The organism is Pseudomonas sp. PA15(2017) (genome assembly GCF_001945395.1).
Lineage (GTDB): Bacteria > Pseudomonadota > Gammaproteobacteria > Pseudomonadales > Pseudomonadaceae > Aquipseudomonas.
Map to the genome: position 1 here is coordinate 88,259 of NZ_MSXV01000059.1, position 14,415 is coordinate 102,673.

The following is a 14,415-nucleotide window of genomic DNA, read 5'->3' on the forward strand; positions in this document are numbered from 1 at the left end:
ACCTCGTGCAGTCGCAGGTTGCCAACGCTGCGTTGCAAGCAGGCTGAAAATACTCGTGTACAGTTCGTACACGGCACTTTTCAGCCTGCTTTCGCGGGGCCGCCATCGGTAGTACGCTGGCTGCCTCGCTAGGTTTTCGTACAGCCGTGCCAGCAGGGGATATTTACCCTGAACGTTGCCCGGCGCGCTCCAGTCCCAATACTGAACGGACTAAACAGGAGTCGCACCATGCTGAAGTTTCTGGGCAGCACCATCGGTATCATCTTTCTGATCGGCCTGCTGGTCGTGATCGGCATCTTCTCACTGATCTTCTGATCACCCCCGCCTGCAAGCCGGGCGCCAAGCCCGGCTTTTTTCATGCAGCGCGCATGAGCTCGCGCGCAACGGTACAATGGGCATCACTTCGCTGACGATGCTCTGCCATGACCGCTCCCCTTCGCCTCTCCAAACGCCTGATCGAACTCACCGGCTGCTCGCGCCGCGAGGCTGAGCTGTACATCGAGGGCGGCTGGGTCACGGTTGACGGTGAGGTCGTTGACGAGCCGCAGCGCAAGGTCACCGATGAAATCGTCGCGCTGCTGCCCGATGCCGTTGCCGAACCCTTGATGCCGGTTACCGTGCTGCTGCACATCCCCAGCGGGCGCTTTCCCGAGCGCGCCGCCGAAGCGATCGGCCCGGATAGCCGCTGGCCGGACGACCGTGCCGAGCAACGTACCCTGAAGGGACACTTTGCCCGCCTGACGCCGTGCGCGCCTCTGCAGGCCGGTGCCGATGGCCTGCACGTGCTGACCCAGGACTGGCGTACCGAGCGCAAGCTGCGCGAGGACCTGGCCAAGCTCGAACAGGAGTACGTGGTAGAGGTTAGCGGCGAGTTGTCGGAACGCGACCTCAAGCGCCTCAACCATGGCCTGGTGTTCAACGGCACGCCCTTGGCGCCCTGCAAGGTCAGCTGGCAGAACGAAACCCGGCTGCGCTTCGCCCTGAAGAATCCGCTGCCTGGCCAACTGGTGTTCATGTGCAACAGCGTCGGCCTCAAGGTGCTGGGCCTCAAGCGCATCCGCATCGGCGGCGTGCCCATGGGCAAGGTTCCGGCGGGTCAATGGCGCTACCTGGGTGCCAAGGAACGCTTCTGAGCCACGCCCCCCCTTTCACAGGGTTGCGCCAAGCTGGCGCGCCCGTCATCAGGAATACCCATGATCAACAACGATGTACTGCGCAGCCTGCGCTACATGCTCGACATCAGCGACGAGCAACTGGCCGAGATCGTCGAACTCGGCGGCTACGCGGTGAGCGAGGAGCAGATCGCCGCCGTACTGAAAAAGGACGACGAGCCAGGCTTCCAGCCGTGCAGCGATGAACTGCTGGCCCATGCTCTCGATGGCCTGGTGTACTTCAAGCGCGGCAAGGACGACAGCCGCCCGGCGCCCGCCCTGGAGTTGCCGGTGAGCAACAATCAGGTGCTGAAGAAGTTGCGCGTGGCCTTCGAACTCAAGGAAGACGACATCCACGCCATCATGCGCAGCGTCGATTTCGTGGTGTCGAAGCCGGAAATGAGCGCACTGTTCCGCAAGGCCGGCACCAGCAACTACCGCCCCTGCGGCGATCAGTTCCTGCGCAACTTCCTCAAGGGCCTGACCCAGCGCCTGCGCGGCTGAGCAGCGTGAACCATCAGGTTTCGCCCATCGGCTACGTGCGCTCCTGCTTCAAGGAGAAGTTCGCCATTCCCCGTCAGCCGCAACTGGCGCCTGCCGCACGTGGCGTGCTGGAACTGTGCCCGCCATTCGATAGCGGCGACGCCGTTCAGGGCCTGGAGCAGGTCAGCCATGTGTGGCTGCTGTTTCTGTTTCACCAGGCGCTGGAAGACAAACCACGCCTGAAGGTGCGCCCGCCGCGCCTGGGTGGCAACCGCGCCATCGGCGTGTTCGCCACCCGGGCGACTCATCGCCCCAACGGCATCGGTCAATCGGTGGTGAAGCTGGACAGGGTCGACAAGGATCGCCTGTGGCTGTCAGGCATCGACCTGCTCGATGGCACCCCGGTGCTCGACATCAAACCCTACGTGCCCTACGCCGACGGCGTGCCAGGCGCCCATAACCAGATCGCTGCCGATGCCCCGCCGCAGATCGCCGTGCATTGGCAGGACGACGCCCTGGCCAGCGCCCGACACCACGCACTGCGCCTGGGCGAGCCGCTGGTGGAGTTGATCGAGCAGTGCCTGGCCCAGGACCCGCGTCCGGCCTATCAGCAGCCCGTGCCGGAACGCTGCTACGGAGTACGGTTGTGGGATGTGGATGTGCGCTGGCATTACCCGCAGCCAGGCTGTATTCGCGTGCTGGATGTGCAGGCGGAGTAGCTCACCGAGCTTCTCGCACCTGGAATATCCGCACGACCGCCCCGGGTATCGCTTCGCTCAACCACGGGCTACCCCCGTAGCCTGGCGTTGAGCGAAGCGATACCCAGGAAAATCCTGCAGACGACCGCGGCAACGGCCAGCGCCTCTTTTTTGCAAACGAAAAAAATCCGCAGCCATCACTGGCTGCGGATTCTCGATCGTCAGTCGATCAGGCGCCAGCTTTCTGCACGGCGTCCTTGATCAGGGTCTGCAGCTCACCCTTTTCGTACATTTCCAGCAGGATGTCGCTGCCGCCGACCAGTTCGCCAGCTACCCACAGCTGCGGGAAGGTCGGCCAGTTGGCGTACTTGGGCAGGTTGGTGCGGATTTCCGGGTTCTGCAGGATGTCGACGTAGGCGAACTTCTCGCCGCAGCCCATCAGCGCCTGGGACGCGCGAGCGGAGAAACCGCACTGCGGCGCATTCGGCGAGCCTTTCATGTACAGCAGAACGGTGTTGTTGGCGATCTGCTCTTTGATGGTTTCAATGATATCCATTAGGCACCTCAGAACTGGACTATCCGACTCGTGGGTCGATACGGTGCGCGCATTGTAACCAAAAGCCGAGCGCAATGCTCAGCCATGCTGCACGCGCACTATCAGGCCGCCACCACCTCCACGGGAACGCCATTGAGCGCGGCATTGCCGGACAGCGCATCGAGCAAACGCTCATCGGTCAGGTCGTTGGCGCTCGCCCCCGGCGTCGCCTGGGCGATGCTCATCTGCACACCCGGGCGGCCATGGCCCCAGCCATGTGGCAGGCTGACCACCCCGGGCATCATCTCGGCGCTGCCGAGTACCTCGACCTCCAGCGCACCGACCCGCGAACGCACACTGACCCGCTGGCCATCGCTGAGCCCGCGTCGCGCCAGATCCTCGGGGTTCATCAGCAACTGATGGCGCGGCTTGCCTTTCACCAGCCGGTGATAGTTGTGCATCCAGGAATTGTTGCTGCGTACATGACGGCGGCCGATCAGCAACAGCTGGTCCTCGACCAATGCCGGCTGCGCCGCGAAACGCTGCAAGTCGTCCAGCAACAACGCCGGCGCGATCTGCACCTGATCCTTCAGACGCGCCGCCAGGTTGGGCTTGAGCGGGCCGATATCCAGGCCATGGGGATGATCCAGCAGCGTCTGCAGCGACAGGTTGAGCGGCGAGCTCTCGCCGTACGGTCCCATGCGCAGGCCGAAGTCGATCATCTGCGCTGGCGGCTGCGTCGGTTTGAGGGTCGCGCCGGTCTGTGCGGCAAAGGCCTGCGCCAGGCCGACGAAGATCTCCCAGTCATCCAGTGCGCCAGCGGGCTTGGGCAGTACGGCTTGGTTGAAGCGGGTGACGTTGCGCACCGCGAACAGGTTGAAAGTGGTGTCGTAGTGATCATGCTCCAGCGGTGCGGTAGATGGCAGGATCAGATCGGCGTGGCGCGTGGTTTCGTTGATGTACAGGTCCACGCTGAGCATGAACGCCAGCCCTTCGAGCCCGCGCTCCAGCTGGCGACCGTTGGGCGTGGACAGCACCGGGTTGCCCGCCACTGTGATCAGCGCCCGCACCTGGCCGTCACCGTCGGTGAGCATTTCCTCGGCCAAAGCGCTGACCGGCAGCTCGCCGCCGTATTCCGGCAGGCCGGATACGCGGCTCTGCCAGCGGTCGAAGTGCCCGCCGGACGTTGCACCCACCAGATCCACCGCCGGTTCGGTGCACAGCGCCCCGCCCTCGCGATCCAAGTTGCCGGTCACCAGGTTGATCACCTGCACCAGCCATTGGCACAGGGTGCCGAATACCTGGGTCGAAACCCCCATGCGCCCGTAGCAAACAGCGCGCTCGGCCGCGGCAAAGTCACGGGCCAGTTGCCGGATCGTTCCTGCCGGCACGCCGCAGCGCGCGGCCATGCGATCAGCGTCGAACGGGGCAACCGCGCCGCGTAACTCATCCAGCCCGGCGATTGGCAAATGACTGGCCCGCCGGAGGTTTTCTTCGAACAGCGTGTTGAGCATGCCCAGCAACAAGGCGGCATCCTGCCCGGGGCGAATGAACAGATGCTGGTCGGCGATGGCTGCGGTTTCGGTATGCCGCGGATCGACCACCACCAGCTTGCCGCCACGAGCCTGGATGGCCTTGAGGCGCTTCTCCACATCCGGCACGGTCATCAGGCTGCCGTTGGACGCCAACGGGTTGCCGCCCAGGATCAGCATGAAATCGGTCTGGTCGATGTCGGGGATGGGGATCAGAAAACCGTGGCCGTACATCAGGTGACAGGTCAGGTGATGGGGCAACTGATCGACCGACGTGGCGGAGTAGCGATTGCGCGTTTTCAGCAGGCCCAGAAAGTAGTTGCTGTGGGTCATCAGCCCGTAGTTGTGCACGCTGGGGTTGCCCTGGTAGACCGCCACGGCGTTCTGCCCGTGAGCAGCCTGCACGGCCGCCAGGCGATTGGCGGCGAACTCGAAAGCCTCCTGCCAGCTGATGGCTTCCCAGCGATCGCCGGTACGCCGCATGGGCTGGCGCAGGCGATCCGGATCGTTCTGGATATCCTGCAGGGCCACGGCCTTCGGGCAGATATGGCCACGGCTGAACGGATCGTCGCGGTCGCCCTTGATGGAACGCACCTGAGGCTGCCCATCGGCAACCTGCTCGACTTCCAGCGTCAGCCCACAAATGGCTTCGCACAGGTGGCAGGCACGGTGATGGAGGGTCGTGGTCATGGCCAGCCTCGCTTTATTGTTGAAGGCCCATGATGGGCGCCAACGCGGCGTCCTGCCAGCAGCTTCGATGCCGTGAATCGTGGGCCATCAGGGCCATCCATCAGGCCGGCGCAGAGGCAGGAAAGGCACGTCGGGTGTGGCAATCCGGGCAAATTTGCGCCTAGGCGTCATTTACTTATAAGATCGGCGGCTTCCCGTTTCGTCGCACTGTGCGGCTCCCAGCCGCAGGTTCTCCCGTTTTTCCTCGAAAAAACAACCTGCGCCCTGTATGTCAAAAGGTAGTTAACGATGAGCGCAAGACACTTTCTCTCGCTGAAGGACTGCACACCGGACGAACTGGTGGGACTGATCCGACGCGGCATGGAGCTGAAAGGCTTGCGCAACAGCGGCGTACTCTTCGAGCCTCTGCGCAATCGCGTGCTGGGCATGATCTTCGAGAAAGCCTCGACCCGTACCCGCGTATCGTTCGAAGCCGGCATGATCCAGCTCGGCGGCCAGGCCATCTTCCTGTCGCCGCGCGACACCCAGCTGGGCCGTGGCGAACCGGTCGCCGACTCGGCCATCGTCATGTCGCGCATGCTCGATGCGATCATGATCCGCACCTTCGCCCACAGCACCCTGATCGAGTTCGCCGCCAACTCCCGCGTACCGGTGATCAACGGCCTGTCGGACGATCTGCATCCCTGCCAGTTACTGGCCGACATGCAGACCTTCCATGAACAGCGCGGCAGCATCGTCGGCAAGACCGCTGCCTGGATCGGCGACGGCAACAACATGTGCAACTCCTATATAGAAGCAGCCATGCAGTTCGACTTCACCCTGCACGTCGCCTGTCCGGAAGGCTACGAGCCGAGCGCCGCCCTGCTGGCCGAAGCGGGTGAGCGGGTGAAGATTTTCCGCGATCCGCGCGAAGCAGTCGCCGGTGCGCACCTGGTGACTACCGACGTGTGGGCCTCCATGGGCCAGGAAGAAGAAGTCGCCGAGCGCCACAAGCTGTTCGCGCCCTATCAGGTGAACCGCGCGCTGCTCGACGCCGCCGACGAGAACGTGCTGTTTCTGCATTGCCTGCCGGCACACCGTGGCGAGGAAATCAGCGTCGACCTGCTCGATGATCCTCGCTCAGCTGCCTGGGACCAAGCGGAGAACCGCCTGCATGCGCAGAAAGCGCTGCTCGAATTCCTGGTCGAACCGGCGTATCACCACGCATGAGCCAGCCAATGCTGTTGAGCCTGCGCAATCTGGGTTGCGGCTACGGTGACCAGCGCATCGTGCAGCAGTTGAACCTGCACCTCAACGCCGGGGAAATCGGTTGCCTGCTTGGCCCCTCCGGCTGTGGCAAGACCACCACCCTGCGCGCCATCGCCGGCTTCGAGCCGGTGCTGGAAGGTGAAATAGCCCTGGCCGGCGAGGTCATCTCCCGTCCGGGCTTCACCCTGGCGCCCGAGAAGCGCCGCATCGGCATGGTGTTTCAGGACTACGCGCTGTTTCCGCACCTGAGCGTGGCGCAGAACGTGTCCTTCGGTATTCGCAAGCAGCCCGACCGCGAGCAGGTGACCCGCGAATTGCTGGAGCTGGTCAAGCTCGACCAACTGAGCGAACGCCACCCGAACGAGCTGTCTGGTGGGCAGCAGCAGCGCGTCGCCCTGGCCCGCGCGCTGGCTACCAACCCGCAACTGTTATTGCTCGACGAGCCGTTCTCCAACCTCGACGGCGAGCTGCGTCGGCGCCTGAGCCAAGAGGTGCGCGACATTCTCAAGGCCCGTGGCACCAGCGCGATTCTGGTCACCCATGACCAGGAAGAAGCCTTCGCCGTCAGCGACCAGGTCGGCGTGTTCAAGGCTGGGCATCTGGAGCAATGGGACACGCCCTTCAACCTCTACCATGAACCGCAGACGCCCTTCGTCGCCAGCTTCATCGGCCAGGGTTACTTCATTCGCGGCCAGTTGCTTGCGCCCGATGAGGTGCAGACCGAGCTGGGTCTGATCCGCGGCAACCGTACCTATTCATGGCCAGTCGGCAGTGCGGTGGACGTGCTGCTGCGCCCGGACGATATCGTTCACGACCCCGAGAACGCGCAAAAGGCCAAGATCGTCGGCAAGAGCTTTCTCGGCGCCGCCACTCTGTATCGCCTGCAACTGCCCACCGGCAGCCAGCTGGAAGCCCTGTTCCCCAGCCATGCCGATCACCAGCCCGGTGAACAGGTGGGCATCCGCATCGCCGCCGACCACCTGGTGGCCTTCGCCGCGCCAGGCAGCGTGGCGGCGCCCTCGACGCTGGAACGAGCGGACTAGAGGAAAAGCTGGCCGCTGCTCACCACCCGGGCCTGGCCAGCGATCTCTACCCGCTCGCCCTTCAAGCGGCACCACAGGAAACCGCCTCGGGCGCCGCCCTGGTAAGCGCTCAGCGCCGGCTTGCCCAGCAGCTGCGCCCAGTACGGCGTGAGGATGCAGTGGGCCGAGCCGGTGACCGGATCCTCGTCGATGCCCACCACCGGCGCGAAATTGCGCGACACGAAATCCACCGCTTCGCCTCGCGCGGTCACGATCACCGCCGGCCAGGGCAGCTGCGCCAACGCCCGCAAGTCGGGGTTACAGGCACGTACGGCCGCTGCGGATTCGAGCACTACCAGCAGTTGCGGCGCATCCAGCACGGCAGTTGGCTTCTGCCCGAGGATTTGCGCCAGGCCCTCGGGCTCGGCGATTGGCGTCGGCGCATTGCAAGGAAAATCCAGTACCAGACGATCACCCTCGCGGCGCACCGACAGGCTGCCATCCACGTAGTTGAAATCGATACGCTCACCCGGCTCGCCATGGCACTCGAACAGGGCATGGGCACTGGCCAGGGTGGCATGCCCGCACAGCGGGACTTCCGTGGTCGGCGTGAACCAACGGATGCGCCAGGCTGCGCCCTCTTTGACCACGAAGGCGGTTTCGGCCAGATTGTGCTCGGCGGCGATCTGCTGCATCAAACCAGCGTCGAGCCACTGGTCGAGGCGATAGACCACCGCCGGGTTGCCTGCAAAAGGCTTGTCGCTGAAGGCGTCGATCTGGTGAAACGGCAGGGACATCGGGATTTTCCTTGAAGATGACGGATGGCTCAGCATGCCTCTATCGCACCGCCTGGCTGCGATACAGCGCGGCGCCAATAGGGCGCAACAGTGTGATCAGGGCTGGGTATGGATGCCGTAGCGTTGCAGCAGGGCGTCGAGGCGACCGTCATGCCGATAGCGCTGCACGCCTTCGTCGAAGATATCGCGATAGCGGGCACTGGACGACAGCACGGGGGAGAAGGCGATGTAGATCGGCACGTCCGGCACCCGACAGCCAACCTCGACCAGATCATCGTGATTGCCGTGCTGGTCCTGATACATGGCCATGATCCAGGTGTTCTCCAGCAGCGCGTCCAGGCGCCCCAGCTCGACCTTGCGCACGTTCAGTGCCAGTGCCTGCTCACCGGCGGCAAGCTGCAGGCGGTCGTACTCCTTCTGATACCGGCGGATATAGTTGTCGAGTTCCTGGCCGTAGCTATAACCGTTAATCACCCCGAGACGAATCGTGGCGAGCGAATCCGACCCTGTATAGCGCCACTTGCTGTCGGCCCGAGCATAGAAACAGTTGCGGGAAATACCCGGCGCCGATTTTCCAAAGAGAAAGTCCGGCGCGTCGCGCACACCAGCACCAACCAGTGCGTTGGCACGCCCACTGCGCACGTCCTGCACGGCACGAGCCCAGTTGGTGACGCGGTAGTCGACCTGAATGCCGGCCTCGGCGAAGATCTGCGTGGCTAACTCGACGAAGATGCCGGGGCGCTCGGCGTCCTGCGCGCAGTTGACCGGGCACCAGACGTCGGCCTCCATGATCAGGGTTTCCGCCCGGGCGCAGGCGCTGCTCAGCAGCACAGCCGCCAGCAGGCTTCTTGCCAACCAACCAATATCCCTCACTATTCGCCTCGCCTCCTGCTACCGCGGGCGCCACTGACACCCTGTCCTTTGCCACGCCGCCCTCGGTCATGCCCGAGGGCAGGCAGATAGTGTCCCAACCCATGGCATGAGCAAACCAATCGTGGGCGCCCTGTAGGCGCCAGTGAGTGATCGTCGTAAATCTTGGCCAGCATTTTCTGCAAAACCTCACGAGCATCGGCGATGCCGCGCTCACCATGGCCACTATCGCATTGACCGAGTTGATTGAGAAAGGGGCAACACCCCTTTGCTCGAACGAAAGACGCGGCGCCTCAGCGGCCACGTGTTCAGCCTGTATAGCTCCTCACAGCCAAGCGCTGCACTGGCGATCGTGATCGATACCCATCGACGCGCGATGACGATCGTCCGCTACCAATTCTGGAACGCCGCGTCGGAGCGCATGAATTTCGCCATTAATCGATCCCCTGATGCTGGAAACGATTGAATTTGGCCTGACGCCAGCGCAGTACCATTCGCCGAAAGACTTAGAAATATTTTGTTACAATCCATCAAGAAAGGGCCGCTGGGTTTTACGCCAGTCATTCGTCTTGCATATAGGAGTTACGTTTATGCCTACGCCAGTTCCCTTACTTGGTCCTGCGGTGAAGGCTGCGATTCTTACATTTACCATCACCTCGGCAGCCACCGCCGCGTACCCTAGCGCGATGATGTCAGTTGCTCGGGGAATCATCGATGGTCGTTCAACGCTGAGCTAGAGATTGATTCTGCGCATGCCGCTTTCAGTGCATTCCTACCGTCGTCGTTGGTTATTGGTGATTATCCCGTTGTTGCTGGTCGGCCTCGCTGGCTGGTTCAGCGCCTCGTCGACGCTGACTTACGAAACCGTGGCAGTCAGCCGCGGCGATGTCGAGGCCACGGTGGTGGCCATCGGCACCCTGCAACCGCGCCATTCGGTGGATGTCGGCGCCCAGGTGTCCGGGCAGGTGATGCGCTTGCACGTCGAGCCCGGCGAGCAGGTCGAAAGGGGCCAATTGCTTGCCGAGATCGATGCCAGCCTGCACGAAGCCACGGTCGAAGCCGACCGTGCTGCACTGGATGGCCTGCGCGCACAATTGCAGGAACAACAGGCGCAGCTGGTGCTGGCTCGTCAGCAACATGATCGACAATTGCACCTATCCAGGCTGGATGCCACCCGTGAGGAAGATGTGCAGACCGCCGCAGCGAATCACAAGGCTGCCCAAGCCCGGCTCGCCAATTTACGCGCGCAGATCGCCCAGAGCCAGGCGCTGCTGAAGGGTAACGAGGCGCAACTGAGCTACACCAAGCTCTACGCACCGATCGCCGGCACTGTGCTCGGCATTGACGTGAAAGAGGGGCAAACCCTCAATGCCACCTACCAGACGCCCACCGTGCTGCGCATCGCCGACCTGTCGAGCATGACCGGCTGGACCTGGGTCTCCGAAGCCGATATTCGCCGCATCAAGACCGGCATGCCGCTGTACTTCAACACCTTGGGTGGAGATGAACGACGCTGGTACAGCAAAGTGCGTCAGGTGCTGCCCGCCCCACCGGTGCCAGCTGGCAGTCAGGGCGAAGCGGCAAGCAGTACCAGCAAGACCGAAAAGGTGGTGCAGTACACGGTGTTGTTCGAAGTAGACAACGCCGATCGCGAGCTGATGCCGCAGATGACCGCTCAGGTGGTATTCATCACAGCTTCGGTGCAAGGCGTACTGACCGCGCCGCTGGACGCCCTGCTGGGCAAGCCAGGTCAGCACCAGGTGCGCATCCTGAATAGCGCCGAACGTCCGGAGCTGCGTTCCGTACAGGTCGGCGCACGGAGTCGCCAGGTGGTGGAAATCACCGATGGCCTCGACGAAGGCGAGCGCCTGGTCACTGACGAAGTACAGGCTGACAGGGGCATGTCGAGGTTCCAGTGGTAACGGCGCTGATCGAACTGCAAGGCATCCGTCGCACTTACGGTGGCAATAACGACGCCCCGGCGGTGGACGTGCTGCGCGGCATCGACCTGTCGATTCAGGCCGGCGAGTTCGTGGCCATCGTCGGCACATCCGGTTCCGGCAAGTCGACCTTGATGAACATCCTCGGCTGCCTGGATCGCCCCAGCGCCGGCACTTACCGTTTCGCTGGCGAAGACGTCGCCGCCTTCGACGACGATCAACTCGCTTGGTTGCGCCGCGAGGCGTTTGGTTTCGTGTTTCAGGGTTATCACCTGATCGCCACCGAGTCAGCGCGGGAAAACGTGGAGGTACCGGCGATCTACGCCGGTATGCCGGCCGAACAGCGTCGCCAGCGCTCCAGCGTGCTGTTGCATCGCCTGGGCCTGGACGGGCGTCTGGATCATCGCCCCAACCAACTGTCCGGCGGCCAGCAGCAGCGGGTGTCGATTGCCCGGGCGCTGATGAACGGCGGGCGGATCATCCTTGCCGACGAACCCACCGGCGCGCTCGACAGCCGCAGTGGCAAGGACGTGATGGCACTGCTGCACGAACTGGCCGATGCCGGCCACACCATCGTCTTGATCACCCACGACCGCGACGTGGCCGCTCAGGCACAGCGGGTGATCGAGATTCGCGACGGTGAGGTCATTACCGACAGCGGCCACATCGCGCCCAGCAACGCCCTGCCGGCCCCTGACATGCGCCAGGCCGGGCGCGACAGCGGTGCTTCGTTCTCCAGCGAACTCGGCGAAATGCTGCGTAGCGCCTGGCGTGTGCTGCTGATCCACCGTTTTCGTACCGCGTTGACCCTGCTGGGCATCATCATCGGGGTGGCCTCGGTGATCGTCATGCTCGCCGTCGGTGAGGGTGCACGGCAGAAAGTGGTTGGGGAGCTGGGCGTAATGGGTGCCAACGTGATGTATATAGGCAGCGCCGTACCGCGCACCGGCGGCCCCATCGGCGTGCTGACTCTCGATGACTTCGCCGCCATTGGCGAGCTGCACGAAGTGGCCGAGGTGATGCCCATCCTGCGTGACCCGGCGCTGATCCGTCACGGCCAGGAGGCCCTGCATACCGAAGTGCTCGGGGTCGGCGACAAACTGCCGCAGATTCATCACTGGCCAGTGGCACGCGGCCGCTTTTTCAGCGCCGCGGAGAACCGCGAAGTCGCCCCGGTTGCAGTGCTCGGCCACGGGGTCTACGAAGCCTTGTTCACGGATGGCAGTGACCCGCTGGGTACGGTCATCCTGATCAATAGTGCGCCTTTCGAGGTGATCGGCGTAATGAGCGAAAAAGGCAGCGACGCCGGTGGTAATTACCCTGACGAACAAATACTGCTGCCACACAGCACCGGGATGGTGCGGGTGTTTCCCAAACTGCGCGACGAGAGCTACGGCGCCATTCAGGTAAAAAGCAGCGACTTGGTAATTCAGGCGCAGACAGCCATCGAAGAACTGATGCAGGACCGTCATGGCCGCACAGACTTTCGCGTTTACAACTCGGCCGCCAAGCTGCAGGCCGAAGCCAAGACGAGGCAGAGCATGACCTTGATGCTCGGCCTGATCGCCGCGGTGTCACTGTTGGTTGGCGGCATCGGCGTGATGAACGTGATGCTGATGACCGTACGCGAGCGCACCCGCGAGATTGGCATCCGCATGGCCACTGGCGCCCGCCAGCGCGACATCATGCGCCAGTTCCTCACCGAATCGGTGTTGATTACCTTGGTTGGCGGCAGTTTCGGCGTGATCAGCGGCCTGGCATTTGGCACCCTGCTGATTCTCTGGAGTGTGCCACTGGTGTTCTCGCTGTCGGCCATGCTGCTGGCCTTCGCCTGCTCGATGGGCACAGGTCTGGTGTTCGGCTACCTGCCGGCCAAGACTGCCGCGCGGCTCGACCCAGTGGTGGCACTGGCCGCGCAATGACAGGATTGTTAATGACCCGCTACCTCATTGGAGCACTGTGCTCAGCCCTGCTGCTGAGCGGATGCAGCCACAACACCGAAAGACCTGACGAGCTGCCGGCCGTCCCGTCCCAGTGGCGTCATGCACAAGCTGGCGAACCCGTGACGGACACCTGGTGGCGCGGCTTTGCCAGCACTGAACTGGACGCCTTGATCGACGAGGCATTGCGCAACAACCAGGACCTGGCCGCAGCCGCGGCGCGGCTACGTCAGGCCGAAGCCGCCACCCGAGCCGCCGGTGCCCCACTGCTGCCTCGTCTGGATGGCAACCTGAGCGGCAATCGTGAAGGCCGCCTCGGTGGCAACGCCGATAGCAGCGGAAATCGCTACAGCGGTGGTCTCGCCGCCAGTTATGAGGTGGATCTGTGGGGGCGTCTGGCGGCTGATTACGACGCCACGCGAGCCGAGCTGGACGCCAGCCGCTTTGACCGCGATGCCCTGCGCCTGAGCCTGACTGCCACCTTGGTGGAAACCTGGCTGCGCCAGGTCGCCCTCGACGAGCTTCTACGTCTGGCCGATCTCAACCTGAGCAATGCCGAGCGGGTGCTGGCCACGGTGCAGGCACGCGCCAATGCCGGTGCCGCCACGCCGCTGGAGGTGGCTCAGCAACGTGGCCTGGCCGCCGAGCAACGGCGCCACCGCGAAGAGTTGCGCCAGCAGGCCGATGACGTGCGCAGCAAACTCGCCGTACTGCTGGGCCAGGGCGAACCAGCGGCACAATCATCGACCTCGTTGTCCAGGCTGCAAGCGCCTTCTCTGGATGCTCGCCTACCTGCCGATCTGCTGCTACGTCGTCCGGATCTGGCCCGAGCCGAAGCGCAACTCAGCGCCGCCAACGCCAATCTGCGCGTTGCCCGCGCGGCCCTTCTGCCTCGCCTTAACCTCTCGGTCGGTGCCAACAACGCGGTTGGCAGCCTGAATCGTATATTCGCCGACCCCGTGTATTCTCTGGCCGCCGCCCTCACCGCCCCTATCTTCGATGGCGGCGCTCTGGCGGCCGAACGTGATCGTAGTGCCGCCAGGCGCGAAGAGCTGCTGGCCAATTACCGCCAGACCATCATCGAAGCCTTCGCGGATGTTCAAGTGGCACTCAACGCCGGCAGCGGCGTGGAGGCGCAATGGCGGGCACAAGAGGACGTGAAGACCCAGGCCGAACGTGCCCTGCAGATCGCCGAGCGACGCTATCAGGCCGGCGCTGATGACCTGCTCAATCTGCTTGACGCTCAGCGAACACTGTATGCTGCCGAAGACCAGAGCGTCCTGCTCCGCCTGGCTCGCCTGCAAAGCGGCGTGGCACTGGCCAGAGCGCTAGGTGGTGGGTGGGTGAAGGCGGATTGAGGTTATCCATCGCACCACGAAACATGCCCATCTTGTGCCCCGTGTCCCGCCTGACCTCCTGTCTTGGACCAAGCTCTCTCTCGTATCCGGATCGACATGGCCTGTCTACTCGGCCAACTGCCTGGCCTTTGAACGCGCCGTCATGGCGCAC

Annotated in this window: 13 protein-coding genes; 9 read left to right on the forward strand and 4 right to left on the reverse strand. The window is 63.5% G+C overall.

What is annotated here, in order from left to right; translation table 11 throughout:
• Nucleotides 1–422 precede the first annotated feature (422 nt).
• From BVH03_RS24555 to tsaA, 3 genes are read left to right on the forward strand one after another with little or no spacing between them, the layout of a single operon-like run.
• Nucleotides 423–1,133 (forward strand): rRNA pseudouridine synthase, encoded by a 711-nt coding sequence (locus BVH03_RS24555; RefSeq protein WP_075963638.1) that lies wholly within the window; start codon nucleotides 423–425, stop codon nucleotides 1,131–1,133.
• Between the two features lie 60 nt (nucleotides 1,134–1,193).
• Entirely contained in the window at nucleotides 1,194–1,655 is a 462-nt protein-coding gene (locus BVH03_RS24560; RefSeq protein WP_075931192.1) for a DUF1456 family protein, read from the forward strand.
• Nucleotides 1,656–1,660: 5 nt separating this feature from the next.
• Nucleotides 1,661–2,353, forward strand: coding sequence for a tRNA (N6-threonylcarbamoyladenosine(37)-N6)-methyltransferase TrmO (tsaA, locus tag BVH03_RS24565; RefSeq protein ID WP_075963639.1), 693 nt, complete (start codon nucleotides 1,661–1,663; stop codon nucleotides 2,351–2,353).
• A 208-nt stretch (nucleotides 2,354–2,561) separates the two neighbouring features.
• Here tsaA and grxD read toward each other — a convergent pair whose 3' ends face one another.
• Both grxD and BVH03_RS24575 read right to left on the reverse strand, forming a co-directional pair.
• Complete coding sequence (gene grxD / locus BVH03_RS24570) at nucleotides 2,562–2,888, reverse strand: Grx4 family monothiol glutaredoxin (RefSeq protein WP_075963640.1); 327 nt, start codon at nucleotides 2,886–2,888, stop codon at nucleotides 2,562–2,564.
• Between the two features lie 101 nt (nucleotides 2,889–2,989).
• Nucleotides 2,990–5,089: a molybdopterin oxidoreductase family protein gene (locus BVH03_RS24575; RefSeq protein WP_075963641.1), complete on the reverse strand. Its 2,100-nt coding sequence runs from the start codon at nucleotides 5,087–5,089 to the stop codon at nucleotides 2,990–2,992.
• Nucleotides 5,090–5,377: 288 nt separating this feature from the next.
• Here BVH03_RS24575 and argF point away from each other — a divergent pair, with 288 nt between their 5' ends.
• Nucleotides 5,378–6,298 (forward strand): ornithine carbamoyltransferase, encoded by a 921-nt coding sequence (gene argF / locus BVH03_RS24580; RefSeq protein ID WP_075963642.1) that lies wholly within the window; start codon nucleotides 5,378–5,380, stop codon nucleotides 6,296–6,298.
• Nucleotides 6,295–7,380 (forward strand): ABC transporter ATP-binding protein, encoded by a 1,086-nt coding sequence (locus BVH03_RS24585; protein ID WP_075963643.1) that lies wholly within the window; start codon nucleotides 6,295–6,297, stop codon nucleotides 7,378–7,380. Before argF ends, BVH03_RS24585 begins: the two co-directional genes overlap by 4 nt.
• Here BVH03_RS24585 and BVH03_RS24590 read toward each other — a convergent pair.
• Nucleotides 7,377–8,156, reverse strand: a complete 780-nt coding sequence (locus BVH03_RS24590) for a PhzF family phenazine biosynthesis protein (protein ID WP_075963644.1) — start codon at nucleotides 8,154–8,156, stop codon at nucleotides 7,377–7,379. The genes BVH03_RS24585 and BVH03_RS24590 overlap by 4 nt on opposite strands.
• A 96-nt stretch (nucleotides 8,157–8,252) precedes the next feature.
• Entirely contained in the window at nucleotides 8,253–9,011 is a 759-nt protein-coding gene (locus BVH03_RS24595) for an ABC transporter substrate-binding protein (RefSeq protein ID WP_256574811.1), read from the reverse strand.
• 464 nt (nucleotides 9,012–9,475) lie between these two features.
• Between BVH03_RS24595 and BVH03_RS26235 the strand changes: the two genes are divergently transcribed.
• The 4 genes from BVH03_RS26235 to BVH03_RS24610 are packed head-to-tail and all read left to right on the forward strand — an operon-like array spanning nucleotide 9,476 to nucleotide 14,264.
• Entirely contained in the window at nucleotides 9,476–9,763 is a 288-nt protein-coding gene (locus BVH03_RS26235; protein WP_143486065.1) for a hypothetical protein, read from the forward strand.
• A 15-nt stretch (nucleotides 9,764–9,778) separates the two neighbouring features.
• Nucleotides 9,779–10,948 carry an efflux RND transporter periplasmic adaptor subunit gene (locus BVH03_RS24600; RefSeq protein ID WP_075963646.1) on the forward strand — a complete coding sequence of 390 codons (1,170 nt, stop codon included), beginning with the start codon at nucleotides 9,779–9,781 and terminating at the stop codon, nucleotides 10,946–10,948.
• A complete protein-coding gene (locus tag BVH03_RS24605; protein ID WP_075963647.1) occupies nucleotides 10,942–12,888 on the forward strand; it encodes an ABC transporter permease in 1,947 nt (648 codons plus the stop codon). Before BVH03_RS24600 ends, BVH03_RS24605 begins: the two co-directional genes overlap by 7 nt.
• A gap of 11 nt (nucleotides 12,889–12,899) precedes the next feature.
• Nucleotides 12,900–14,264: an efflux transporter outer membrane subunit gene (locus BVH03_RS24610; protein WP_075963648.1), complete on the forward strand. Its 1,365-nt coding sequence runs from the start codon at nucleotides 12,900–12,902 to the stop codon at nucleotides 14,262–14,264.
• Nucleotides 14,265–14,415: the final 151 nt, after the last annotated feature.

Bases quoted from the DNA above. Each gene is read 5' to 3' on its own strand.
- BVH03_RS24555 (WP_075963638.1), top strand. From the start codon at position 423: ATGACCGCTCCCCTTCGCCTCTCCAAACGCCTGATCGAACTCACCGGC.
- BVH03_RS24560 (WP_075931192.1), top strand. From the start codon at position 1,194: ATGATCAACAACGATGTACTGCGCAGCCTGCGCTACATGCTCGACATC.
- grxD (WP_075963640.1), bottom strand. From the start codon at position 2,888: ATGGATATCATTGAAACCATCAAAGAGCAGATCGCCAACAACACCGTT.
- BVH03_RS24575 (WP_075963641.1), bottom strand. From the start codon at position 5,089: ATGACCACGACCCTCCATCACCGTGCCTGCCACCTGTGCGAAGCCATT.
- argF (WP_075963642.1), top strand. From the start codon at position 5,378: ATGAGCGCAAGACACTTTCTCTCGCTGAAGGACTGCACACCGGACGAA.
- BVH03_RS24585 (WP_075963643.1), top strand. From the start codon at position 6,295: ATGAGCCAGCCAATGCTGTTGAGCCTGCGCAATCTGGGTTGCGGCTAC.
- BVH03_RS24590 (WP_075963644.1), bottom strand. From the start codon at position 8,156: ATGTCCCTGCCGTTTCACCAGATCGACGCCTTCAGCGACAAGCCTTTT.
- BVH03_RS26235 (WP_143486065.1), top strand. From the start codon at position 9,476: ATGCTGGAAACGATTGAATTTGGCCTGACGCCAGCGCAGTACCATTCG.
- BVH03_RS24600 (WP_075963646.1), top strand. From the start codon at position 9,779: ATGCCGCTTTCAGTGCATTCCTACCGTCGTCGTTGGTTATTGGTGATT.
- BVH03_RS24610 (WP_075963648.1), top strand. From the start codon at position 12,900: ATGACCCGCTACCTCATTGGAGCACTGTGCTCAGCCCTGCTGCTGAGC.